The sequence below is a fragment of the Nannocystis sp. genome (assembly GCF_016714285.1).
Lineage (GTDB): Bacteria > Myxococcota_A > Polyangia > Nannocystales > Nannocystaceae > Nannocystis.
Window position 1 is genome coordinate 296,883 of the sequence record NZ_JADJNN010000003.1, and the last position, 23,171, is coordinate 320,053.

Consider the following 23,171-nt stretch of genomic DNA (forward strand, 5'->3'; position numbering starts at 1 on the left):
CGCTGCAGGGGGCCCGGGTCGGCGTGTCACGCGCGACGGGACCGCGGCCGTGTGTGCGCGGCTTGACCCTTCGGGGTCGATCCCGTTATACGCCTTGTCCCTTCGCGCTCGGCGGGGGCTTCACCACTCCGAGCAGACGCGGCCGGCTCGACGGTCGCCGCCCGGGTGGGCGCATCACCTGAAGAACTGAGAGTTTCTGTGAGCGAGCTTCAGCAAGCCATCATCCGCACCGGCGGCAAGCAGTACCGCGTCAGCCCCGGCTCCGTCCTCAAGGTCGAGAAGCTGGCGGTCGCCCAGGGCACCGCGGTCGACTTCGAGGTGCTCCTCGTCGGTCAGGGTGACGCCGTCAAGATCGGCACGCCGCTCGTCGCCGGTGCCAAGGTCACCGGCGAGGTCGTGAGCCACGGCCGCGGCGTCAAGATCGTCGTGTACAAGTTCCGCAAGCGCACCAACTACCGGAAGAAGCAGGGCCACCGCCAGGCTTACACCGAGGTCAAGATCACCGGGATCCACGGCTAAGAGACAGCCGCTTGTGTCTGTCCTTCGGGGCAGGCCGCGGCAGGAGAGACGACGATGGCACACAAAAAAGGTCAAGGTTCGATCAAGAACGGCCGCGACTCCAAGTCGCAGCGGCGCGGCGTCAAGAAGTTCGGCGGCGAGCTGGTGCGCGCGGGCAACATCCTGGTGCGCCAGGTCGGCAGCAGCTTCCACGCCGGCAACAACGTCGGCACCGGCAAGGACTACACGCTGTTCGCCCTCAGCGACGGCACCGTCCGCTTCTACAAGCGGGGCCACGAGCGCAAGACCTTCGTCGCCATCGACCCGGTCGCGGTCGGCGCGAACGAGGCCGAGCTCGCGTCGGCGGCCGAGTAGCGATGCGCTTCGTCGACCAGGTGCGCATCGTCGTCCGCGCCGGCAAGGGCGGCGACGGCCTGGTCGGCTGGCGACGCGAGAAGTTCGTGCCCGACGGCGGTCCCGCGGGCGGTGATGGTGGTGGCGGCGGCGATGTCATCTTCGTCGCCGACGACCATTTAACCACCCTGCTGGATCTGAAGTTTCGCCAGCACTTCGCGGCCGAGTCGGGCAAGAACGGCGGGCCGAACAAGATGGCCGGGCGCAGCGGGGACGACCTGCGGGTGCGCGTGCCGCTCGGCACGATGGTGTACCTCGAGGGTCTCGCGGGCGAGCCCGGCGAGCGCCCGCCGTGGCTCGCGGAGGCGGGCGAGGACGCGGACGCGATGGAGAACTTCGGCCTGGTCCACTGGGTCGAGGATCCGCGCGACGAGGAGGACGAGCCGCCGGAGCTCGTGTTGCCGGAGAAGCCGCAGAAGCCGAGGAAGCGGCGCCAGGGCCAGAAGGACCCGGAGCTGCCGCCCGAGCCGGGGGACCTGCTGGCCGACCTGACGACGCCGGGGCAAGAGCTGGTGATCGCCAAGGGCGGCCGCGGCGGGCGCGGCAACGTGCACTTTCGCAGCTCGACCAACCGGGCGCCGGACCACGCCGAGCCGGGCACGCCCGGTGACGCCTACTGGCTGCGCCTCGAGCTCAAGCTGCTGGCCGACGTGGGCATCGTCGGCTTCCCCAACGTCGGCAAGTCGACCTTCATCCGGGCGATCTCTCGCGCGCGGCCGAAGGTCGGGGACTATCCGTTCACGACGCTCGTGCCGCAGCTCGGCGTGGCTGCGCTGCCCGATGAGCGCTCGCTGGTGGTCGCCGACGTGCCGGGGCTGATCCGCGGCGCGAGCGAGGGCAAGGGCCTCGGCCTCGACTTCCTCCGCCACCTTGAGCGCACCCGCGTGCTGCTGCACATCCTCTCGCCGGACTTCGCCGAGGACCGCGACCCGCTGCGCGACCTGGCCGCGCTCGAGCACGAGCTCAAGCACTACGGCGACATGTTCGAGGGCCGCCCGCGGGTGGTGGCGATCAACAAGATCGACACCAGCGAGAGCCAGGAGGCGTTGCAGCCGCTGCGCAAGGCGCTGCGGGCCCAGGGCATCCCGCTGTTCCCGATCTCCGCGCTCACCGGCGAGGGCGTGCCAGAGCTGATGGAGGCGCTGTGGCGCCGCGTCGACATGGTGCGCCGCCAGCCCGCCGCGGTGGAGTGACCCCGCGGGGCGCGGCGGAGTGACCTGTCCGATCGGACAGGCGGGAGCTGCCGTGCGAACGGCGCGTGGAGTGGCGGCGAGCGAGTGGCGGCGCCGTGATCAGACCAGGCGCTCGAGCTCGTGTTCGAAGCCGCCGCTGAGGATCGGGAAGCGGCACCAGGTCTTCGGGTCGAGGTTTTGGTCGTCGAGGTGGAAGCTCGGGGCGTAGCGCTCGCGCTTCCACTGGTTGCGGGACCACAGGCGGAAGAAGCGTTTGACCCACACGATGAGCTGGGGGCGGTCGTACTCGGGGAAGCGGGCGGCCATGACCTGCAGGCACTCCTGCGGGGTCCGCTTGTCGCGGATCGCGGCGCGTTCGATGGCGTCGAGGAGGGGGTAGGGCATGAGGTCGGCCTCGTCGGTCTGGGCCTGCTCGGCGGGGCGCAGCTCGGCGGTGGGCTGCTGGGCGTTGACGGCGTGGAGCTCGGGGACGGGGGCGAGGCCGGTGGGGCCCTTGGCCTCGACCCAGCGCAGCCACTCGCGCAGGAAGGCCTTGTCGATGCCGGCGATCGGGGAGAGGCCGCCGCAGGTGTCGCCGTCCATGGTGGCGTAGCCGACGGCGGCCTCGCTGCGGTTGCTGGTGGCGAGCAGGAGGGCGCCGCGGAGGTTGGCGATCATCCACACGCCGGGGGCGCGGACGCGGGCCTGGATGTTCTGCAGGGCGATGTCGTCGGTCTTCCACGACAGCTGGCGGCCGATCGCTCCCTCGACCATGCCGAGGTAGCCGCGGACCAGGGGCTCGACGTCGAAGAGGAGGAACTCGGCGCCGACGGCCGCGGCGACGGTGCGGGCGGCGCTGAGGGTGACGGGGCCGCTGTTGGCGGTGGCCTGGTAGACGCACACGAGCAGGGCGTGGCAGAGGTCGCGGGGGGTCTCGGCGGGCGGTTGGCCCAGGCGCGTGCAGGCGGCGGCGAGGCCGAGCTCCTGGCAGGCGAGCTCGACCATGGCGGAGATGAGGTACGCGATCGCGGCCGAGTCGGCGCCGCCGCTGAGCGAGATGACGAAGCCGCGGGACCGGCTCTTGCGCAGGTAGTCGAACAGGCCGAGGGCGAGGGCGCGGGTGAACTCCTCGTGCTTCTCGTAGCGGGGCTCGGGCCACTGGTTGGCCTGGCTGGGCGGCGGGACCACGAACTCGGCGGCGGGCAGCGCGGCCTCGGAGCGGACGACGGCGCGGAGGCTGTCGTCGACGGCGGGGGTGAAGGTGGTGCGGCTGTGGCTCATGCGCACGTGGTCGATGTCGATCACGGCGGTGGTGAGATAGACGTCGTCGAAGCCGAAGCGGGGCCCTCGGCGAGCAGCTTGCCGCACGAGGCGATGAGCACCTCGCCGTCGTAGATGATGCGGCCGGCCTCGTTGCCGACGAGGTTGGAGTAGACGTAGGTGGCGCCGAAGGTGCGGGAGGCGTCGAGGACGATCTGCTTGCGGACCTCGTGCTTGGCGAAGGCGAAGTGGGAGGCGCTGGGGTTCAGGATGATGTCGACGCCCTGGGCGGCGAGCTCGGGGCCGGGGCGGCCGGGGACCCAGGCGTCCTCGCAGATCTCGAAGCCGACGCGCAGGCCGCCGATCTCGAACAGGAGGTCGCCCAGCGGGTAGCTCTGGCCGGCGTGCTTCCACTGGATGTGCTTGCCGGCGGGCCAGGGCTTGAACCAGCGCGGCTCGTAGTGGATGCCGTCGCCGGCGAGGAAGCGCTTGGCGACGAGGCCGAGGACGACGCCGTCGGCGATCATGCAGGCGGCGTTGTAGAGCACGCCGCGGTGCATGATCGGGAGGCCGAGGGCGACGGCGATGCCCTGCGTCTCTGGAAGGATCTCTTGCAAGATCCGCCACGACTCGAGGGTGACGCCGCGGCTCTGGAACTCGTCCTCGCAGCCGTAGCCGGGGATGCACAGCTCCGGCAGGCACAGGAGGGCGACGTTCTGGGCCTTCGCCGCGCGGATCGCGCGGACGATGCGGGCCTGGTTGCCGTCCCAGTCGAGCGGGGTCTGGTTGAGCGCGGCGGCGGCGACCTTGACGAGCTGCATTGCGGATGGCCTTTCGGACAGGTTCTTAGAGGTAGGGCAGGAACAGGTGGCCGATCGCGGCGACCTCGAGGCCTTGCGGGGCGAGCTCGCGGGCGCGGGGGTGGCTGTCGGTGCAGACGATGTCGGTGAAGAGGCCGGAGCGCTGGAGCTTGGCGAGGGAGTCGCCGGGCAGGAGGGCGTGGGTGGCGACGGCGGCGAGGCTGGTGGCGCCGGCGCGTTGATAGGCGCGGGCGGCCCCGACGAGCGAGCCGCCGGTGCGGATCATGTCGTCGTAGATGACGACGCGCTTGCCCTGGACCTGGGCGTCGAGGGCGGAGACCTCGGTGTGGTCGCCGGAGAGGCGGCGCTTGAACACGAAGGCCGCGGTGACGCCGACGTCGTTGGCGAGCGACTCGACCCACTTGGCCCGGCCGGCGTCGGTGCAGGCGAGCACGAAGTCGGGGCCGCCCAGGCGGGTGATGACGTCGCGGAGGACCGGCTTGGCGTAGACGTGAAACGCCGTGAGGCCGCCCTCGAAGTAGTGCGGGATGCCCTCGGCGTGGAGGTCGAGCAGGAGGATGCGGTTGCCGTAGGAGGCGGAGGGGATCGCGGAGAGCAGGGCGGCGCGGGTCTTGGCGGTGACGACCTCGCCGGGGTGGACGGCGCGCTCCATGGTGGCGTAGCCGTAGTAGGGGACGATGAGGGTCAGGCGGCGGGCGCCGCAGCGGACCAGGGCGCAGCCGAGGTCGAAGACGGTGAGGGTGGCGGCGTCGGAGATGGTGCCGCCGAGCAGGACGACGTCGCGGCCGTCGACCTCCGAGGCGATCCGCATGTAGCGCTCGCCGTCGGGGAAGGTGTCGATGTGGAGCTCGCCGGGCTCGTGACCGGCGGCGCACAGCTGGGCCTGCATGTCGCGGTACTCGGGGATGGCGAACACCAGGGACGGGGCCGAGGACGGGGGGCGCTGCATGCCGGGCCGGGAGCATAGCCCGGGGCGCGCGTGCGGCTCAATGCGAGCGGCGGATCAATCTGCGGCGAGCGGGCTCGGCTGCGGATCCCTCTGCGGCGAGCGGGCTCGTGCGAGCGGCGGATCAATCTGTGGGCCCGGGCTCGGCTGCATGCGAGCGGCGGATCAATCTGCGGCGAGGGGGCTCGGGACGCGGGTGTAGCCGTAGTCGCTGACGCGCTCGTCGATGCGCATGCGCAGCAGCGCCTTGGCCTGGACCTCGGGCGCGAGCAGGGCGGAGCGGTCGGCGGCGCAGGCGTCCGCGAGGCGCGGCTGCGCGGCGGCCCAGGCGGTGAGGGCGGCGTCGATGGTGGCGCGGGTGTGGGCCCACAACGCGCGCTCGTCGGCGCCGAGCAGCTCGGCGGCCCAGGTGAAGACGGCGGCGAGGTGGGCGTGCAAGAGCGTGTGGGCGAGCTTGGTCTGCAGCTCGGCGAGGTCGTCGGTGACGATGAAAGCCGGGGGCGAGGGTCGGGTTGTGGCCGGCGGCGGCGAGGCGGGCGCGGTGGAGGCGGACGCCGCCGAGGTCGCGGACGATGAAGCCGCACAGGCGGCCGCGGCGGTGGACGACGAGGGTGTTCTGGAGGTGGAACTCGAGGGCGACGCCGTGGGCGCTGCACAGGCGCAGGGCGGGCGGGACCAGGAGGTCGACGTAGTGGGCGAGGGCGGCCTCGGGGGAGGGGTAGGCGGCGGTGATCGTGCGCAGGAGCGGGTCGCCCTCACGGCGGTGGAGGAGGGCGGACTCGTGGGTGAGGTCGCGAGGGGATGTCCTGGAGGACAGGTCGCTCGGGACAGGTGAGGATGATCGTTGGGACAGGTCGATTGGGACAGGTGTGAGCTCGGCGCGGAGCTCGGCGGGGTCGCCGGGCCAGCGCTCGCCGAGGGCGGCGCAGACCCAGACGGTGGGCTCGTCGCTGGAGGGGTGGAGCTCGTCGGCGAGCTCGCGGGCGGGCTGGCGGAGGTCGCGACGGAAGATGGCCCCGAGCTGGCCGGCGCGCGGGGCGAGCTCGGCGAGGGCCTCCGGGGCGAGGCCAGCGGCGGCGGGCTCGGGCTGCAGGCGGAGGCGGCGGCGGACCTGCGGGTCGGCGGCGGCGATGCTCGCGATCAGGGCGCCGAGCGGCGGGCCGTTGCGGCTGCTCATCGGTGAGACCTGACGGCGGGCGCTGGTGGTCTGGAGGTCGGCGGCGAGCTTGAGGTGCAGGTCGGCGACGGCGACGGTGCGCAGGCTGAGCAGGGCCCGGGCCGGGAGCGGGGCGAGCACGGTGGGGCGGATCGCGTTGCCCCACAGGGGGGCGAGCAGGCGGGGCAGGCGGCGCAGCTGCAGCGCGTGGACGAGCAGGGCGCAGCCACCCGGGCGCGGCGGGTGGGAACAGCTCGGCGCTCATCGCCGCGAAGGCGCCGCTGGTGTGGACCAGCGCGGGGTCGACGTCGACGGCGTGGACGCGGGCGGCGGCGAGGGCCTCGGGGGCGAAGCGGAGGACCTCGTGGAGGTGCAGGCCGAGGCGGGTCTTGCACATCGGGTGCCACGGGTGGCCGGAGATCACGAGGTTCTCGGGGTCCAGCGGGGCGGGCCAGGGGGCGCGGGCGAGGCGGGCGCGGACCCGCAGCTCGGCGATGACGCGGGCCATGGCGAGGTGGAACACGCTGTCGGCGAGCTCGAGCTCGAGGCGGGCGCGGGTGGCGGGCGCGAGGCCGAGGTCGAGGGCGGTGAGGAGGGCGTGGGGGTGCTCGAGCGGTGCAGTGCGGGGGGCGTCGAGGTCGGGCTGGTGGAGGCCGAAGGCGCCGCGGCGGCGCAGCGGGACGGAGATCGGACCGGCGCGGCCGCGGAGGGCGTCGTGGTCGACGGCGACGAGGTCCTCGCGGGCGAGGGCGAGGGCGAGGCGGGCGGCGATCTCGCGGGCGGCGAGGGTCCAGGCTGCGCGCAGGGTCGTCGCGGTGAGCGCGGGGAGGCCGGGGAAGGCGCGCGGGAGGGCGGCGGCGGCCCAGGCGAGGAAGCGGGGCTCGGCGCGGGCGGTCAGCGGAGTGGAGGGGGCGGAGGGCACGGCGGGGTGGATGGCGGGAGGGACAGGTCGGGGTGTCTGGAGGGACAGGTCGTGTGGGACAGGTCGGGGTGTCCGGAGGGACAGGTTGTGTGGGACAGGTCGGGGTGTCCGGAGGGACAGGTCGTGTGGGACAGGTCGGGGTGTCCGGAGGGACAGGTCGGGCTCAGGGGGCGAGGAGGCGCTTGATCAAATTTTCGCCGAGCATGAGCAGGCCGGTGGCGACCAGGACCCAGGCGATGATCTTCAGGAGGGTCTCGGGGGCGAGCTGGCCGGTCTTGCGGGCGCCGAGGTGGGCGCCGAGGACGGTGGTGGGGGCGATGACGGCGAAGGCGATGAGGTCGACCTGGCCCTCGAGGAAGGTCGCGACGCCGGCGGAGAGGCCGGTGAGGGTGCCGATCGCCATGTTGGTGCCGATCGCGATCGGGGTCGGGACGCGGGCGTAGCGGATCATCGCGGGCAGGCGCAGGGAGCCGAGCAGGAGGCCGATGAGGCCGGAGATCGCGCCGAGCACGGCGCCGACCACGACCTCGGCGAGCATCGGGGCGACCCGCGGTGGGTCGGCGGCGGCCGGGGCTTTGCGGCGGATCAACATCGACGCGCCGGTGAGGATGAGGACGATCGCGATCGCCAGCTTGAGCAGGCGCGCGTCGATTAAGTGGGCGTAGCGGGCGGTGAAGAAGGCGGCCGCGGCCGAGGGCCCGCCGATCGTGAGCAGCAGCAGCGGCTGGACGCGGCCGTCGACGGCGTGGCGCAGGGTCCCGATCAGGGTGCCGGCGGTGGAGATCGCCAGGCTGGTGGCGGCCCCGACGGCGGCGTTGCCGAGGGCGTAGGCGAGGAGGGCGACGCGCAGCTGGCCGAGCACGAGGCCGACGGTCGCGCCGATGTAGCTGAGCAACAGCGAGACGAGGGCGATCAGGCCCAGAAAGAGCGGGTCGGCGGTCACGCTGGCCTCGCGCCCGATGGCGCGCGGGCGACCTTAGCACGCCGGTGGCTTGACACCGGGGCGCGGCGGGCGGCATCGTCGCGCTGCGGATGGCAGAGCTCGCAGCGACGCACGGCGAGGGGCTCGGCCGCCTGGTGGTGGTGAACTGGGCGCCGGAGGCGATCGGGCTGGTGCGGGCGCTGCAGGGGCTCGGGGCCGCGTCGCTCGTGTTGATCGGCACGCACGCGGCGGCGGCGGTCGAGGCCTCGCTGGTCGCGGCGCGGGCGCGGGGGTCCGTGGAGTATCTGGCGGCGTCGGTGGGCGACGGGGTCGAGGTGTTCGCGGAGTTCCTCGGGCGCGCGGCGTCGGTGGCCACGGCGGGCTCGGTGATCGTGCTGCCGCACCGGGGTCGCGGGGAGACCGACGCGTTCTCGCGGCTGACCTGCACGGCGATCCACCGGGCGTGTCGGGGGCAGCCGCCGCGCATCGTGGTCGCGGTCGAGGACCCGGAGGCGACGCACGAGTTCGCGGGCCTCGGGGTGACGACGATCTTCTACCCGGGCTTCCTGCGCGCGGCCCTGCTGGCGCACGCGTGCCTCGACCTCGGGGTGCTGCGCTTCATGCTGGCGCTGCTGCGCGGCGGGCTGCGGGTGCAGAGCTGGCCGCTGCCGCCCGAGCTGCGCGAGCGCAGCTTCCGTGACGCGTGCCTGGCCGTCGAGACCGACCCCGAGGGGCGGCCGGTGACGTTGCTCGGGCTGTTCGACGCGGAGCGGACGATGGTGGTCAACCCCGGGCCAGGGCGCTCGCTGGCCGGCGCGACCGGGCTGCTGGTGCTCACGGGGCAGGACACATGACGCGGCCTGTGACATGGCGCGGGGGACAGGGCGGTCGGGACAGGTCCGTGGGGACAGGTCGTGAGGGACAGGTCGTGAGGGACAGGTCCGTGGGGACAGGTCGTGAGGGACAGGTCGCGGGGGACATGGCGGGGAGCGGGTCACGGAGGTGGTCGGGCTGGCTCGTGGCGGGGCTGGTGCTGCTGACGGGTGGGGTCGCGGGGGCCGAGCCGGCGCGCTTCGGGACGGGCAGCAAGGGGGGGGACTACGATCTGCTGGGCGCGGCGCTGGCGGCCGATCTCGAGGCTGCGGGCACCGGGCTGACGCTGGCGACGGAGACGACGAAGGGGTCGTGCGAGAACATCCGGCGCCTGCTCGACGGGACGCTGGACTTCGCGCTCGTGCAGTACGACGTGGCGGCGGAGGCGTACCGCGCGAGCCAGGCGCACGGGACCGAGGCCGACACCCGGCTGGGCGGGTGGATGTGCAAGGTGTCGCCGAAGCTGGCGCGGGAGGCCGAGCTGCGGCTCATCTCGGCGGTGAGCGACAGCGCGGTGCACATGCTGGTGCGCCGGCCGGTGCGCCTGGCCGACCTCGACGCGATCGGGCTGGCGCCGATCTTCATCGGCAAGGACGGCTCGGGGAGCTTCGAGACGGCGCGGGTGATCCTCGGGGCCAGCGGGCACCCGCTCGAGCACCTGCAGCTGTTCACGGGCAGCGCCGACGAGGCGCTGGAGGCGATGGGCAGGCGCGAGCTGCTGATGATGATGCGCACGACCAGCCGCGGCCACGCCGACGTGCAGGACGTGCTCGACTCGGGGTTGGCGGCGCTCAATCCCCTGCCGGAGGACGTGATCAATCGCCTGATCGACGGCTATCCGTATTACCGGGTCTGTCCGATCGAGCCGAAGCACTACCGCGGGGGGCTCGAGTACAGCCTGCCGACGGTGTGCGTGAGCGCGGTGCTGCTGACGGCGATGCCGCGGGCGAAGGTCGGGGATGTGCGGGCCGAGGCGGCCCAGGACGTGGCGGTGGGGCAGCTGCTGGACGCGCTCGGGCGGGTCGCCGCGGACCCGCAGCAGCACGCGCTGGGGCTCGAGCCGCGCTTCCGCGACTTCGCCGAGAAGGAGCCGATCCCGCTGCACCACGCGGCGGCGCAGCGCGAGCGGCGGGCCAACTGGACCGGGGCGCTCGAGGGGGCGGCGGCGCTGCTCGGGCTCGGGCTGCTGCTGTGGTTGCTGCGTCGGGCGCTGCGGCGGCGCGGCATCGCCACGGGCTTCGGCTTCGAGGGGCAGCTGTCGAACCCGCTGGTGCCGTTCGCGGCCTTCGTGCTGGTGGTGGTGTGCTCGACCTACGTGGTGTGGTGGCTCGAGCACGACTCGAACACGCGGCTGCGGACGCTGAACGACTCGTTCTGGGAGATGAACACGTTCGCCACGGGGAACTTCAGCGCGGAGGCGCTGAAGACCTCGGGCGCGCGGCTGATCGGCGCGGTGGCGACGATCCTCGGGCTCGGGCTGCTGGCGTGGTTCACGGCGGCGCTGACCAACATCTTCGCCCAGGACCAGACCCGGCTGTGGCGGCGCACGCACGAGCACCTGGTGGTGCTCAACTTCCGCGAGGACATGCTGCCGCTGATCCGCCTGCTGCGCAGCCCGGGGCCGACGCGGCTGCGCTCGCTGCACGTGGTGGTGCCCGACGCGCTGCCGAAGCGGGTGCGCCTGCAGCTCGGCAAGATCAAGGCGCTGACGATCCACTACGACAACCCCGAGGCGCCGGAGAACCTCGGGGTGCTGCGGCTGCCGCGGGCGTCGCGGGTGATCGTGCTGGGCGGCGGGAGCAGCGGGCTCGGGGGCGGCGAGGCGAGCAGCTACGACCCGCTGCGGATCGCCCGCGCGGTGCATCAGGCCTGCGCCCGCGACCCGCACAACCTCGCGCTGCAGGGCAAGAGCGGGCACGCGGGGCGCGAGCTGACGGTGGCGACGAGCTGGTCGCCGGGCGAGCAGGCGACGCGGGTGCCGTTGCAGCTGCCGGTCACGCTGGTGGAGACCTCGGAGGCGGAGCCCGACGAGATCTTCGAGCCCTTCAGCGGCTGGCTGATCCCGGTCGACAGCCAGCAGCTCGGCTACACCTGGTTGGCCACGGCCTGCCGCGACCCGGCCTTCGCCGAGTTCTTCAGCGGCATCGTCGCGTTTAGCGACGCCAACGCCGAGGTGTACACGGTGCCGCTGCCGGCGGCGTGGCAGGGTCAGAGCTGGCGTGCGCTGCGACGGGCGCTGTACGGGGTGACGGCGCCCGAGCGTGGGGCGGGGGCGGTGCCGCTGGGGCTCTATCGTGCGAGCCTGAGCGAGCAGACGCGGCGGCCGAGCGCGCACGCGGATCTGCGGACGCGGCTGCTGATCAACCCCCCGCACGACACGATGGTTGCGGCGGGGGACCTGCTGGTGGGGCTCAGCGAGGACGAGGCGGCGCTGCGGCAGATCGTCCGCCACCTTCGTTTACCGGCTTGATCGAGGGCTTGATCGAGGGCTTGATCGAGGCTTGATCGAGGTATGGTCGTTGCGCATGCAGCGACTCTGGTTCCTGTCCGCGGTGGTCTTCCTGGGTGCTTGTGGCGACGGCTCTGCGGGCGCCGGGTCGAGCACGGGTGGGTCGGGCTCGGGCGAGACGGGTGAGGTGGGCAGCAGCACCGGGGCGAGCCCGACGACGACGGGGAGCACGGGCGAGGGCGGGGCGTCCAGCACCGGCGAGGTGGTCGATCCGACGGCGTGCTGGAGCGACCTGGCGGTCGGTGAGCAGGAGTTCTTCTATCGCGGCTTCGCGGGCGGCAGCGAGGGGATCGCGTTCGGGGCGGACGGGCTGTTGCGGGTGACGACGGACGGGACGGTGTGGCAGCTCGACGCGGCCGGGGAGGCCAGCGTGTTCGCGATGATGCCGGACCCGGTCGGGCTGGCGGGGCTGGCCGACGGGGGCTTCATCGTCGCCGGGTTCGGGAAGGCGATGATGCCGGACGGTGCGGTCTATCGCGTCGACGCGGGCGGCCAGGCGAGCGTGATCGCGATGGGGATCGCCGATCCGAACTTCATCACCATCGCGCCGGACGGCAGCGCTCTGGTCTCCGACGACTTCGACACGCGGGTGTTTCGCGTGACGCTGGACGGCGAGGTCAGCGTGGTGCTCGAGGTGGACTCGCCGAATGGGATGGCCTACAGCCCCGATGGCGAGGCCTTCTACGTCGCGTCGACCTTCACCAAGGATGGGCCGCTGACCCGCTTCGCGGTCGACGCGGAGGGCATGCCGGTCGCGGGCAGTGGGCTCGAGATCTTGCACGTCGGCGCTGGTTCGACGCCCGACGGGATCGCGGTGTCCGAGGACAATCACGTGTACGTCGCGGCGAACCTGGGCGGGGCGATCTGGCGGGTCGACGGGGCGGCGACGGAGCTGCAGGAGGGCGAGCTCGTGGCGTCGCTCAAGTATCCGGCGAGCCTCGTGTTCGGACGCGGTCCGGACTTCGACCCCTGCTCGATCTACATCACGCAGCTGGCCGCTGACGGGGTCGTGCGCGTCGCGGTCGGGGTGCGTGGCGCGGCGCTCTACGACTGAGGGCGCAGCAGCGGAGGTCGGCGCTCCTTGATGGACGCAGCAGCGAAGGTCGGCGGCGCGAGCCAGCGCGCGAGCTGGGGCTCGGAGGCCCCGCGGGCCTGGCCGAATTCGCGGTCGTCGGGCCCGGCTTGACGCGTCGCGCGGGCCCGGGTGACCCTGGCGGGATGTCGCCTCGCGTGCTGCTCGTCGCTGGTGTCCTGGGGGTGTCGGCCTGCTACGTCGGGCTCGACGAGGACGCGCTGGTCAGCAGCAGCGGCGCGGGCAGCAGCGGCGGCGGGCCGACGGGTGCGACCTCGAATTCGGGCGGGCCGGGGGGCCGGGGAGCGACAGCGACGCGCCGACCAGCGCGGGGCCGGGGAGCTCGGCTGGCTCGACGGACATGTCCGCAGGGCCAGGTAGCGACGGCGCGAGCACGGGGCTGGAGAGCACCGGTGCGGTGCTGACGGGCGGGCCGGAGACGAGCGGTCCGGGGACGAGCGGTCCGGGGACGAGCGGTCCGGGGACGAGCGACTCTGGGAGCACGAGCGGCGACCCGCCGCCGGACGAGGCGGCGCTGCTGTGCGAGCGCTGGAACGGCGACCGGGCGCAGCTGGGGGAGGGCAGCTGGAGCGGGGACGTGAACAGCTGCAACAAGGGCGCGGTGTCGCAGGACGGTCGGGACAACGCGCTGCGCCTGGTGAACCTGTACCGATGGATCGCCGAGCTGCCTCCGGTGGCGGAGGACGCGACGAAGACGGGCAAGGCGCAGGCGTGTGCGCTGATGATGCACGCGAACGGGCAGCTCAGTCACAGTCCGCCGATGAACTGGAAGTGCTACAGCGCGGAGGGGGCGGAGGCGGCGGGGAAGAGCAACATCTCGGGCGGCGCGGGGGTGTTCAGCGTCGACCTGTACATGATCGACGTCGGCAACGAGACGACGATGGGGCACCGACGCTGGATCTTGTCGAACAGCCTCGGGCCGATCGGGCTCGGCTCGACCACCCAGTATTCGTGCCTGTTCGTGATCGGCGGGGCGGGCAACGCCGGCAAGCAGTGGCTGGCCTGGCCGCCGCCGGGGCTGGTGCCGCTGCAGGCGATGCACGTGGATACGGTGGGCTGGTCGGACGTCGACCTCGCGGGCTGGACGGTGCAGAGCGACAGCATCGACCTGAACAGCGCGACCGTGTCGGTGAAGGAGGGCGGGGTCGATAAGCCGGTGACGGTGAACGCGCTCGGCGGCGGCTACGGCTCGAGCTCGGCGGTCCGCTTCGTGCCGCAGGGCTGGAAGGTGCAGGCGGGCAAGACCTACGACGTGAAGCTCGGCGGCGTGAACCCGGCGATCGCGTACAGCGTGACGATCGTTGACTGTGGGTAGTGGCCTCGGGATCTCGGTGGCGCGGATGACGTCGCACGGGCCGGTGCGGTCCGGCTGGGCGTCCGCGTAGGCTCGAGAAGCCGGAGGTCCGAGAGGGGGGTCGCCCTCAAACACGGCCTGACACACCGTCGCCGGGGTGATGCCCGGGTCTACGCCGGACTCGGTCGACCCCCCTCTCGGCCCTCCGGCACGGCAAGCCTCCGCTCAAGGACGGTGCGGTCGGCGTCGCCGAGAAGCCGGACCGCACCGGCCCTGAGCGGGCGACATGGCGGCACGGACATGTCCCTTGCGACATGCTCCGGGCGGTGCGAGTGGTGCCAACGCGCTTTGGACGTCGTGGGCACACATGCGGCAATGTCCATCGGCGGCGCGGACGACGGTCCCTATGTCGAGGTGTTCGGGGCCTGCGCGGGCTGTGTTAGGGTTGCGGCGCGATGTGGAATCCGCCTCAGAGACAGCGGCACGTGGTCGCAGCGGCGCGCTGGCCTTCGGCCGAGGAGGCGGCGCGGAGCCTGTGGTTCTCGCCGATCGCTTGCGGGCCGCTGGCGCTGCGGCAGCGCACCTGGGTGCCGGCGATGGTGCCGTGGCGGGCGAGCGAGGACGGGCTGGTGACGCGCGACGTGATCGACTGGTACGCCCGCTTCGCGGCGGGGCGGCCGGGGGCGCTGGTGGTCGAGGCGACGGGGATCCGCGACGTGCCGTCGGGGCCGCTGCTGCGGGCCGGCGACGACCGCTTCGTGCCGGGGCTGCGCGCGCTGGTCGAGGCGGTGCGGGTCGCCAGCGGCGGGCAGACGCGGCTGCTCATCCAGCTGATCGACTTCCTCGCGGTGAAGCGCCGGCCGCCGGCCGACAAGTTCTTCGCCCGCTTCCTGGTGGTCGATGACGGGCATCGTCAGCGCCTGGCGGCGCGGCTCGGGGACCCGGCCTGGCGCGACGCGCCGGAGGCGGCGCTGCGCGAGCGCTTGCTGGCGGAAGGGCCAGGTTGTTGGGGACATGTCCTGACGGCCAGGGAGCTGCGCGACCTCGAGTACGGGTACCGCGAGCAGGTGACGGACCTCGAACTGGCGCAGGTGCGCGAGCTGCCGGCGGTGCTGCCGGGGCTGTTCGCGGATGCGGCCGGGCGGGCGCGGGCGGCGGGCTTCGACGGGGTCGAGCTGCACTACGCGCACGCGTACACCATGGCGAGCTTCCTCTCGCGCACGAACACGCGGAGTGACGGCTACGGCGGCGATCTGGAGGGGCGGGTGCGGCTGCCGCTGGAGGTTATCGGTGCGGTGCGGGGGCGGGTCGGGGCGGAGTTCGCGGTGGGCTGCCGGATGCTGGGCGACGAGGTGATCGCGGCGGGGAGCGACCTCGAGGACGCGGTGTACTTTGCCCGGAGCTTCGCGCGGGCGGGGCTCGACTTCATCAGCGTGTCGAAGGGCGGCAAGTTCGATGACGCCGAGCAGCCGCGGGTGGGCGAGGCGGTCTACCCATATACGGGGCCGAGCGGCTATGAGTGCATGCCGACGGTGATCAGCGACGAGCGCGGGCCCTTCGGGCGCAACGTGACGCTGGCGGCGGCGATCCGCGCGGGTATCCGCGACGAGGGACTGACGACGCCGGTGGTCGCGGCGGGGGGGTTCAATAGCTTCGACCAGGCCGAGGCGGCGCTGCAGGCGGGGCACGCGGATATCGTCGCGGCGGCGCGGCAGAGCCTGGCGGACCCGGACTGGTTTTTAAAGGTGTCGCTCGGGCGCGGCGAGGAGGTGCGGCGCTGCAAATATACGAACTACTGCGAGGCGCTGGATACGCGGCACAAGCAGGTGACGTGTCAGCTGTGGGACCGCAAGGAGCTGGACGCGCCGGACGTGACGCTGGCGCAGGACGGGAAGCGGAGATTGTTGGCGCCGCGGTGGCGGTGAGAGATCGGAGGTTAGTGTATTCGCGGATGCCGCGGAACGGCGCCGCAGATGTCAGCGGCTGGGCCTTGCCAGGACGAGCACGTTGCCGGCGGGGTCGGCGAAGTAGGCGGCGTCGTCGCCCCAGGGGCGGGGTGCGAGCGGGCTCAAGCTGCGGGCACCGGCCGCCTGCAGGCGCTGCATCGCGGCGTCGAGATCGTCGGTGTGGAAGTAGAGCTCGGTCGGGGCCAGCTCGCCATCGGCGATCTTCGCGGGGACTCGTCCGGTGTTGCGGGCGAAGGCCTCGCGCTCGTAGAGGCCGATGCGTGCGCCGCCGGGGAGGGTGAACTCCACATAGACGGGGGTCTCGACGCTGGTGTCCCAGGGGAACGCGGCGCGGTAGAATTCGACGCTCTCGCGGAGGCGCTCGACGGCGAGGATCGTGAGGACGTGGGTGACGGCGGGGCGCATCGTTCGCGGCTTGGTGGGTGCGGCGTCAGGGCGCGCGGGTTGCGAGGAAGTTCTGGTAGGTGCCGCCTTTGAGGCGGAATTGGTGGTAGGCGAGCTCGCAGCCGTCGGCGGTGACGCTGTTCGGGCAGGTGGCGCCGTCGATGTCCGCTGGCGATGGCGATGCGGGTGGCCGGGCCCCAGGGGGCGTCGCGAGCGTCGCGGGTGGTGTAGTAGATACCCACGGCCGTATCGACGTTGTTGTCGTCGAGGAAGGCCTCCTCGGTGCTGGCGAAGAACAGGCGCAGGCCGTCGGGCGAGAGCACCGGGCAGATCGAGAGGTGCAGGGTCCCGACCTGCGGTGAGACGTCGGTGTCGCCGCTGAAGGCGTCGCCGGGCTTGGGCTTGACGCGGGTGAATTGATGGAAGCGCGGGGACTCCTGCGGGAAGTAGGGCAGGAGCGGGGGGCCGTCCTTGCGAGCGACGATCAGGACCTCGCCGTCGGCGGTGGCGGTGACCTGCTGCTCCGGATCGGCGGTGTTGGTGCCGGCGATGAGCACGGGATCGCTGTATTTGTCGAAGTTGCCGCCCTGGTACACGGAGAAGGCGATGTCGTCGAAGTTGGACATCAACATCTCGGTCTCGGCGAGCACGAAGGCCGGGTAGGCGGGCACGTAGGCCGGGTTGGTGTCCCAGATGGCCAGCTGCACGCCGTTGCCGAAGGGGAGGTCGCGGCTCACACGAGTGCTGAGGAAGGGACGCCGCTCGTTCAGCGCGATGTAGTAGAGGCGCAGGCCGTCGGGCGTGATGAAGGGGTCGCCCGGGTTCAGGTCCTGGAACATGTCGAGCGGGGCGCCGATCGTCGGCCAGCCCTCGGCGCCCTGCGACCAGCAGTCCTGCGCGCCGCCGGTGCTGGCGTCCGTGGCGGTGCTGGCGTCGGTGGTGTCGCTGGTGAGGCCGGTGGTGCCGCCCGCGGTGGTGAGCGGCCCGGTGGTGGGCGTGGTTTCGCCAGTGGGGTCGCCAGTGGTGCCGCCCGTGGGGTCGCCCGTGAGGCCGCCCGTGAGGCCGCCCGTGAGGCCGCCCGTCATGGCACCGTCGTTGATGCCGAAGGCGGGGTTGGGGGCACAGGCGGCGCTGGCGATCACGGTCGCTAGCAGCAGGGGGATCCGCATTTCCTCGATCTACACCAATACTGAACGGATGCTTAGATGAAACACGTTCTCCGGATGCGACTGAACGCTCATCCGCTGATGACCTCTGCCTCGACGAAGGTGGGGAGGATGTCGCTGCTCTGGTGGGCGCGGACGGACAGGCCGTCCGCGCTGAGGCCGGTGCGGGCGAAGTCGAGGATGTGGCCCTTGCCGGGGGTGTAGGGGACCTCGAAGCTGTCGCCGACGGGTTCACCGTCGATGAAGAAGTCGACCGTGATCGCCGCGCGAATGGTGGCGGGCTGGTCGGGCGGGACGGTGGCGTCGAGCAGGCGATATGCGTCGACGGGCCAGGTCTCGATGCTGGTGGGCTGGGGTTGCTCGTGGGTCCAGGCGAGGGTGAGGGTGCCGTTGTGGAGGGTTGCGGCGAGCTGGTCGGCCTTGCCGGCGGTGACGACGAAGGGGGAGGAGGCGACCTCGTAGTCGGTGAGGCTGTCCTGCTTCGCGGGGCCGCGGGCGACCAGGCGATAGGCGCCGGCGGGGAGGTCGAGCGGGGCCTGGAAATCGACGTACCAGTGATGCTTGCGGCTGGCGAGGATCTTCCCGTTGGGCTTGGGGTCGGGGGTGTAGCGGGTGAGCATGTGGTAGCGGCTGTTGTCGAGGACAGCGCCGGGCCAGCCGCTCGGGCTGGCGACGTCGGTGAATTCGCCGGGCGCGGCCTCGACCTGCAGGACGACGTGCGGGTCGCCGAGCGACGGGTCGCCGCCGCCCCAGGCGAGGCGCACGGTGTCGCCGCGCTGGACGTCGGCGGCGGTGTCGACGAGGCGCTCGCCGGCGTCGTCGCTGCGCTCGATGGCCCGCGCTTCGAAGGGTTTTGGCAGCGAGAGGTTCGGCGACTCCTCGCTCCACACCGGGGCGCCCTCGCCGGCCTTGAGCGCCTCGACGAGCTCCATCTGGCGCGCGATCAGGTGGTCGGCGGCGAGGGGGCCCCACAGGCTCATCTCGGCCTCGTAGCCGCCCTGATACCAGTCGTCGGGGTGGGTCAGGTAGAGCATGTGGTCCTGCGAGTAGCCGAAGGCCATGCCGCGGACATCGCGGGCGGCGAGCTCCTCGCGCAGGTGCTTGATGACGGAGTATGTCGGTTCGCCGGGGAGGGTGACGAGGTAGAAGTCGTCGAGGGCGGCGACGGTGGTGTACATCTGGTGCACCTCGCCGTGGGGGACGGTCTCGCCGAACTCCGCGAGCAGGCCCTTGATATCGATGCAGTCCTTGGGCATGCCCTGCATGCTGGTGGCCGGGTTGCCGTCGTCGACGGGGAGCGGGCCCTTGCATTGCCAGCCGCCCCAGGTGTAGGGAAAGTTGGCGGCGTTCTGGAACTCGGGGAGCTCGTCGTAGCCGATGCCGGCGTAGGTGAGGTCGATGCGGCGCGAGCGGACGCCGAGGGTGAGCTCGGTCTTCCAGGTGATCTGCTGATATACGTCGTAGATCTTCGGGGCCGCGTCCTCGCCGAGCAGCTCGATGCGGGCGGCGCCGGGGTGGTTGAAGCGGTCGCCGCCGGGCGAGGCGTCGCCGCCCCCGGATTGGATGAACATGCCGAAGATCGGCTTGCCGCTGCGGGCGAAGAAGTGCTCCTCGAACTTGAGCTCGAGGCCGCCGGGGGCGTCCTCGGTGAACAGCTCGTTGTCGCTGTCGAACACGGTGCCGTGCATGCCAAAGTTGAGGATCGCGGCCATCGGATCGCCGCCGGGGCGGCGCACGGCGAGGATCGTGAGGCGCGGGTCCTTGCCGTAGGTGGGGTCATTCTCGCCGCGGCGGTCGCGATAAATGAGATCATCGGCGTCCCAATCTTCGGCCTCGGTGGTGCCCCACTCGGCGGGCCCGAGGTCGGCGATCGCGTCGGCGACGACCTGGGCGAGCTCGGTCGAGATGCGGTCGATGATCTCCTCGTCGGGCGAGTCGGCGCCGACGCCGGCCAGCAGCTTGGGCAGGCGCCAGTAGCGGGCGATGTTGTGGTGCGAGTGGGTGGCGCCGGTGATCAGGCGGCCGCTGAGGTCGATGTCGTGGAGCTGCTTGAGCTTGGCGATCGTGCCCTCGGTGAGCGAGGCCTCGGAGCTCATGGTCGGCATCTTCAGCAGGACCAGGCGCTCACCCTCGACCTCGAGCGCGATCGCCTTGGCGGCGCCGTAGCCGTAGAAGCCAGAAGCGCCGTTTAGCACGTCGTTCCACGGGGTGTTGTTGGTCTTCTTGCGGCCGCCGTAGCCGGCCATCGAGGCGCCGACCGGACCGGTGATGTGGCCGACGGCGACACCGGCCCGGAGCGGGCCGTGGGTCAGGCCGGCGGCGGGCTCGCCGGTGCTGCCGGTGTCGCCGCTGCTGGTGGCCTCGCCGGTGGTCGGCAGTGGGTCGCTGGCGCCGCTGGTTGCGCCTGTGCCGCTGCTGGGGTCGTCGGCGGTGGCGGAGATCACGGGGTTGTTGCAGGCCGGGAGGGCGAGCAGCAGGGGAATGAGCCGACGGACGGGCGCGGGCAACATGGCCGGACCATAGGCTGCGGGGCGGTGAAACTCAATCGCGCGGCGAGCCGGAGATGCGGGGTGCTGGGCCCTGGGACAGGTCCGGGGTCGCGAGCTGGCGGGGTTGCAGCGGCCCGGTGAGCATGAATTTGGGTTAGCTTTGCGGGTCCCCTGCGCGGCACGTCACCGTGCTCATCTCGACAACGATCTATCTGCTCTCGCGGGTCGCCTCGGCGTCGCCGGGCGCGTCGCTCGAGCCGGAGGCGGCGGACAAGCCGATCGGCGCCGACGCGGCGCAGGCTGGCGACGCGGTGTCGTTGGAGCACGGACGTCCGGTCGAGGTCGCGGCCGGCGACGCCGCGCCAGCGCCGTCGAGTCCGGCGCCGCCGGTGTCGGCGATCCCCGCGGCGGCGCTGCCGAGCGAGGACGGGCTGACCGCGGCGCCGCAGGAGGTGCCGCGCTGGGAGTGGCTCGGCAACCCGCTGGCGCCGAAGACCCGCGGGGCGAAGACGGCGAAGCGCCGCAACCCGCACCGCTTCCTGCCGCTGCCGAGCCTGCGCTCGCAGCCGTCGGTGGGGCTGATGCTGGGGGCGTCGCTGAACTACGCGTATCGCACGCGTGACGACGAGCCGAATCGTGTGTACCTGTATATCGAGTCGCGGGTGTCGCTGCGCAAGGTGCAGCAGCACGGATTTTCGCTGCGGCTGCGCGACCTGCTCGGCTACCGCGAGATCTTCGAGGTGTCGACGGGGGTGATCATCGACCCGGTGTTCCCGTACTTCGGGGTCGCGAACAACGCGTACCTGCGCGGGCAGGATCTGCGCGGGCGCCACTTCCAGACCTTCGTGCGGACGATCGGCGGGGCCTTCACGTATCAGCATCCGCTGTGGACCTACAAGGCGCCCGGTCCGCAGCCGATGGGGACGCTGCGATCGTATTCCGGGTTCGGTTACTGGGTCGACCAGATCCGCAAATATGAGGGTTCGCTGTTCGCGACGGAGCGGGCCTACGACGAGGGGACCACGCGCCGCGGGGTGCTGCGCCTCGGCCTCACCTGGGACCGCCGCGACAATGAGTGGAGCCCCAAGCGCGGGGCGCTGCACGACATCACGGTCGACTCGGCGGGGCCGTGGACCGGGTCGAACCACGCGTGGGGGCGGGTGCACGCGACGCTGCGCCACTACTGGACGCTCGGCGTGCCGAGCCTGGTGTTGGCGCACCGGCTGACCTACGACGGGCTGTGGGGCGACGCGCCGTTCGTGCCGCTGGGTGAGTTCGGCGGGCTGGTGAGCTCGGACGGGCTCGGCGGCGTGGTGACCGGGCGCGGGTGGATGCGGCGGCGCTTCATCGGCAAGCACAAGGCGTTCGCGAGCGTCGAGCTGCGCTTCGAGCCGATCGAGTTCAAGGTCCGCAAGCACACGCTGGGGATCGGCCTCAAGGGCTATGTGGACATCGGCCTGGTGGCGCAGCGGATGCGGGACCTGCCGCTGAACTGGCACGTGTCGGGCGGGCCGGGGCTGCTCATCACCTGGGATCGCTTCGCGGTGATCCGCGTCGACGGCGGCTTCAGTCGCGAGTCGGCCGGGTTCTATCTGATGACCGAACACGCGTTCTAATGCGGGGGCCGCGGCGTGGATGTGATCGCGCGCGCGCGGCGGGCGTCGCGGGAACGCGGTTTTTTTGTACACTGGCCCGCCGTGCCCGCCCTGCCGCCGCCCGTGTCCCTCGCCGCCGCGCTCGCGCCGTGCCGCAGCTGCGGCCGCGTGTATCCGGCGGAGCGCCTGCAGTGCCCGCAGGACGGGACCTTGCTGCCGCTCGAGGGCCGCCTGCTCGACAACAAGTTCCGCCTCGACCGCAAGATCGGCGACGGCGGGATGGCGAGCGTGTGGCAGGCGACCAACACCTTCGTGCACCGGTCGGTGGCGCTGAAGCTGATGCACGCGCGCTTCGCCAGCGACGCGGAGCTGCTCGGCCGCTTCCGCAACGAGGCCTCCGCGGCGGGGCGGATCGGCAGCCCGCACATCTGCGACGTGCTCGACTTCGGGACCAGCGAGATCGGGCCCTACATCGTGCTCGAGCTGCTCGAGGGGGCGTCGCTGGCGGAGCTGATCCAGACCCACCGCCGCCTCGACCCGGGCCTGGCGGTGTGGATCGTTCGCCAGGCGCTGACGGGGCTGGCGGCGGCGCACAAGGCGGGAATCGTCCACCGCGACCTCAAGCCCGAGAACATCTACCTGTGCCGGGCGATCCGCGGGCAGTGGGTGGTGAAGCTGATGGACTTCGGCATCTCGAAGTTCGCCCACCACTTCCTCACCGCCGCCGGGGCGACGATGGGCACGCCGCACTACATGGCGCCGGAGCAGCTGCAGGGCGCGTCGCGGGTCGACGCGCGGGCCGACCTGTGGTCGATCGGTGTGATCCTGTATGAGGCGATCACGGGGGTGCAGCTGTTCGCGCGCCAGAACGTGGCCGACGCCCTGGTCGCGCTGCGCAGCTACCAGCCGCCGCCGCTCAGCCAGTACCTGCCCACGGCGCCGCGCGGGCTCGCCGAGGTGATCACGCGCTGCCTGCAGCGCGAGCCGAAGAACCGCTACGCGTCGGCCGAGGCGCTGCTCGCTGACCTGGCGCCGTTCGAGCGCGCCGGTCCGGCGGAGCTCAAGCGCGCGGCGGGGGCTGGCCCGAAGGACATGTCGGCTGCGGGGGCGGTGAAGACGACGGGGGCGCAGGCGGCGGTGAAGGCCGCGGTGACGGCGGCGGTGAAGACGACAGGAGCGCAGGCGGTGGTGAAGCCGGTAGCGTCCGCGGGAGTGGCGAAGCCGGCCGGGCCGCAGGCGGTGAAGACGACGGGGGCGCAGGCGGTGGTGAAGCCGGGGGCGCCCGCGGGAGTGGTGAAGCCGGCCGGGCCGATGGCGGTGAAGACGACGGGAGCGCAGGCGGTGGTGAAGCCAGGCGCGCCGGTGGCAGCGCCCGCGGCGAAGCCGGTCGCCGTCGCGGCGAAGTCAGGTGCACCCGGCGCGGTGAGGCCGACGGTGGCGCAGCCGGCGGTGGCGAGGCCGACGGGGCCCGGGGCGGCGCGGCCAGGTCCTGGAGGCGTGGGGGCGAAGCCCTCGCAGGCGCTCGACTCGTTGCCGACGCGGCCGATGCAGCGACCCGCGGCCGCGGGTCCTGCGGCGCGCGCGAGGCCGCCAGCGCAGTGGTACATGCAGACGTGGCTGTGGGGTCTGGCGCTTGGATTGCTCGGTGGCTTGCTGGTGCTGCTCGCCGCGCTGACGCGGTGAGGCCGCG

At 72.3% G+C, this 23,171-nt stretch carries 17 protein-coding genes and 2 pseudogenes; 10 read left to right on the plus strand and 9 right to left on the minus strand.

Annotated elements, in window-relative coordinates:
• Nucleotides 1-198: 198 nt before the first annotated feature.
• Genes rplU through cgtA form a run of 3 tightly spaced genes read left to right on the plus strand, consistent with a single transcriptional unit; the run spans nucleotide 199 to nucleotide 2,105 of the window.
• On the plus strand, nucleotides 199-519 hold the full coding sequence (gene rplU, locus IPJ59_RS08855; protein ID WP_293259196.1) for a 50S ribosomal protein L21: 321 nt from the start codon (nucleotides 199-201) through the stop codon (nucleotides 517-519).
• Between the two features lie 54 nt (nucleotides 520-573).
• Complete coding sequence (gene rpmA, locus IPJ59_RS08860; protein ID WP_293259194.1) at nucleotides 574-873, plus strand: 50S ribosomal protein L27; 300 nt, start codon at nucleotides 574-576, stop codon at nucleotides 871-873.
• Nucleotides 874-875: 2 nt separating this feature from the next.
• Nucleotides 876-2,105 (plus strand): Obg family GTPase CgtA, encoded by a 1,230-nt coding sequence (cgtA, locus tag IPJ59_RS08865; RefSeq protein WP_293259192.1) that lies wholly within the window; start codon nucleotides 876-878, stop codon nucleotides 2,103-2,105.
• Between the two features lie 99 nt (nucleotides 2,106-2,204).
• Here the strand turns inward: cgtA and nadE are convergent, their stop codons facing one another.
• From nadE to IPJ59_RS08895, 6 genes and pseudogenes are all read right to left on the minus strand, one after another.
• Nucleotides 2,205-3,389: an NAD(+) synthase gene (nadE, locus tag IPJ59_RS08870; RefSeq protein WP_293270781.1), complete on the minus strand. Its 1,185-nt coding sequence runs from the start codon at nucleotides 3,387-3,389 to the stop codon at nucleotides 2,205-2,207.
• On the minus strand, nucleotides 3,386-4,165 hold the full coding sequence (locus tag IPJ59_RS08875; protein WP_293270782.1) for a nitrilase-related carbon-nitrogen hydrolase: 780 nt from the start codon (nucleotides 4,163-4,165) through the stop codon (nucleotides 3,386-3,388). Before IPJ59_RS08875 ends, nadE begins: the two co-directional genes overlap by 4 nt.
• 25 nt (nucleotides 4,166-4,190) lie before the next feature.
• Nucleotides 4,191-5,114, minus strand: a complete 924-nt coding sequence (locus IPJ59_RS08880) for a ribose-phosphate diphosphokinase (protein WP_293270784.1) — start codon at nucleotides 5,112-5,114, stop codon at nucleotides 4,191-4,193.
• A gap of 162 nt (nucleotides 5,115-5,276) precedes the next feature.
• Nucleotides 5,277-6,486: pseudogene (locus tag IPJ59_RS37685) on the minus strand (IucA/IucC family C-terminal-domain containing protein).
• 67 nt (nucleotides 6,487-6,553) lie between these two features.
• A pseudogene (locus IPJ59_RS37690) lies at nucleotides 6,554-6,775 on the minus strand (IucA/IucC family protein); the annotation flags it as partial.
• A gap of 577 nt (nucleotides 6,776-7,352) precedes the next feature.
• The gene (locus IPJ59_RS08895; protein WP_293270790.1) at nucleotides 7,353-8,132 is read right to left on the minus strand and encodes a sulfite exporter TauE/SafE family protein; all 780 of its coding nucleotides are present in this window, start codon (nucleotides 8,130-8,132) and stop codon (nucleotides 7,353-7,355) included.
• Nucleotides 8,133-8,221: 89 nt separating this feature from the next.
• Between IPJ59_RS08895 and IPJ59_RS08900 the strand changes: the two genes are divergently transcribed.
• The 3 genes from IPJ59_RS08900 (at nucleotide 8,222) to IPJ59_RS08910 (ending at nucleotide 12,547) form a co-directional block, all read left to right on the plus strand.
• Nucleotides 8,222-8,965: a potassium channel family protein gene (locus IPJ59_RS08900; RefSeq protein ID WP_293270792.1), complete on the plus strand. Its 744-nt coding sequence runs from the start codon at nucleotides 8,222-8,224 to the stop codon at nucleotides 8,963-8,965.
• Between the two features lie 74 nt (nucleotides 8,966-9,039).
• On the plus strand, nucleotides 9,040-11,454 hold the full coding sequence (locus IPJ59_RS08905) for a TAXI family TRAP transporter solute-binding subunit (protein WP_293270794.1): 2,415 nt from the start codon (nucleotides 9,040-9,042) through the stop codon (nucleotides 11,452-11,454).
• 55 nt (nucleotides 11,455-11,509) lie between these two features.
• A complete protein-coding gene (locus IPJ59_RS08910) occupies nucleotides 11,510-12,547 on the plus strand; it encodes an SMP-30/gluconolactonase/LRE family protein (RefSeq protein WP_293270796.1) in 1,038 nt (345 codons plus the stop codon).
• A 243-nt stretch (nucleotides 12,548-12,790) separates the two neighbouring features.
• Here IPJ59_RS08910 and IPJ59_RS08915 read toward each other — a convergent pair whose 3' ends face one another.
• A complete protein-coding gene (locus tag IPJ59_RS08915; protein ID WP_293270798.1) occupies nucleotides 12,791-12,928 on the minus strand; it encodes a hypothetical protein in 138 nt (45 codons plus the stop codon).
• Between IPJ59_RS08915 and IPJ59_RS08920 the strand changes: the two genes are divergently transcribed.
• Nucleotides 12,927-13,901, plus strand: coding sequence for a CAP domain-containing protein (locus tag IPJ59_RS08920; RefSeq protein WP_293270800.1), 975 nt, complete (start codon nucleotides 12,927-12,929; stop codon nucleotides 13,899-13,901). The two genes, IPJ59_RS08915 and IPJ59_RS08920, sit on opposite strands and share 2 nt — an antisense overlap.
• 464 nt (nucleotides 13,902-14,365) lie before the next feature.
• Nucleotides 14,366-15,805 carry an oxidoreductase gene (locus IPJ59_RS08925; RefSeq protein ID WP_293270802.1) on the plus strand — a complete coding sequence of 480 codons (1,440 nt, stop codon included), beginning with the start codon at nucleotides 14,366-14,368 and terminating at the stop codon, nucleotides 15,803-15,805.
• A gap of 51 nt (nucleotides 15,806-15,856) precedes the next feature.
• Here the strand turns inward: IPJ59_RS08925 and IPJ59_RS08930 are convergent, their stop codons facing one another.
• Nucleotides 15,857-16,252, minus strand: coding sequence for a VOC family protein (locus IPJ59_RS08930; protein WP_293259172.1), 396 nt, complete (start codon nucleotides 16,250-16,252; stop codon nucleotides 15,857-15,859).
• 1,216 nt (nucleotides 16,253-17,468) lie between these two features.
• Entirely contained in the window at nucleotides 17,469-19,907 is a 2,439-nt protein-coding gene (locus IPJ59_RS08935; protein WP_293259168.1) for a hypothetical protein, read from the minus strand.
• Nucleotides 19,908-20,074: 167 nt separating this feature from the next.
• On the opposite strand from IPJ59_RS08935, the gene IPJ59_RS08940 reads away from it, so the two are divergent.
• Nucleotides 20,075-21,502: a BamA/TamA family outer membrane protein gene (locus IPJ59_RS08940; protein ID WP_293270804.1), complete on the plus strand. Its 1,428-nt coding sequence runs from the start codon at nucleotides 20,075-20,077 to the stop codon at nucleotides 21,500-21,502.
• Nucleotides 21,503-21,583: 81 nt separating this feature from the next.
• Nucleotides 21,584-23,164 carry a serine/threonine-protein kinase gene (locus IPJ59_RS08945; protein ID WP_293270806.1) on the plus strand — a complete coding sequence of 527 codons (1,581 nt, stop codon included), beginning with the start codon at nucleotides 21,584-21,586 and terminating at the stop codon, nucleotides 23,162-23,164.
• The last annotated feature ends 7 nt before the right edge of the window (nucleotides 23,165-23,171 follow it).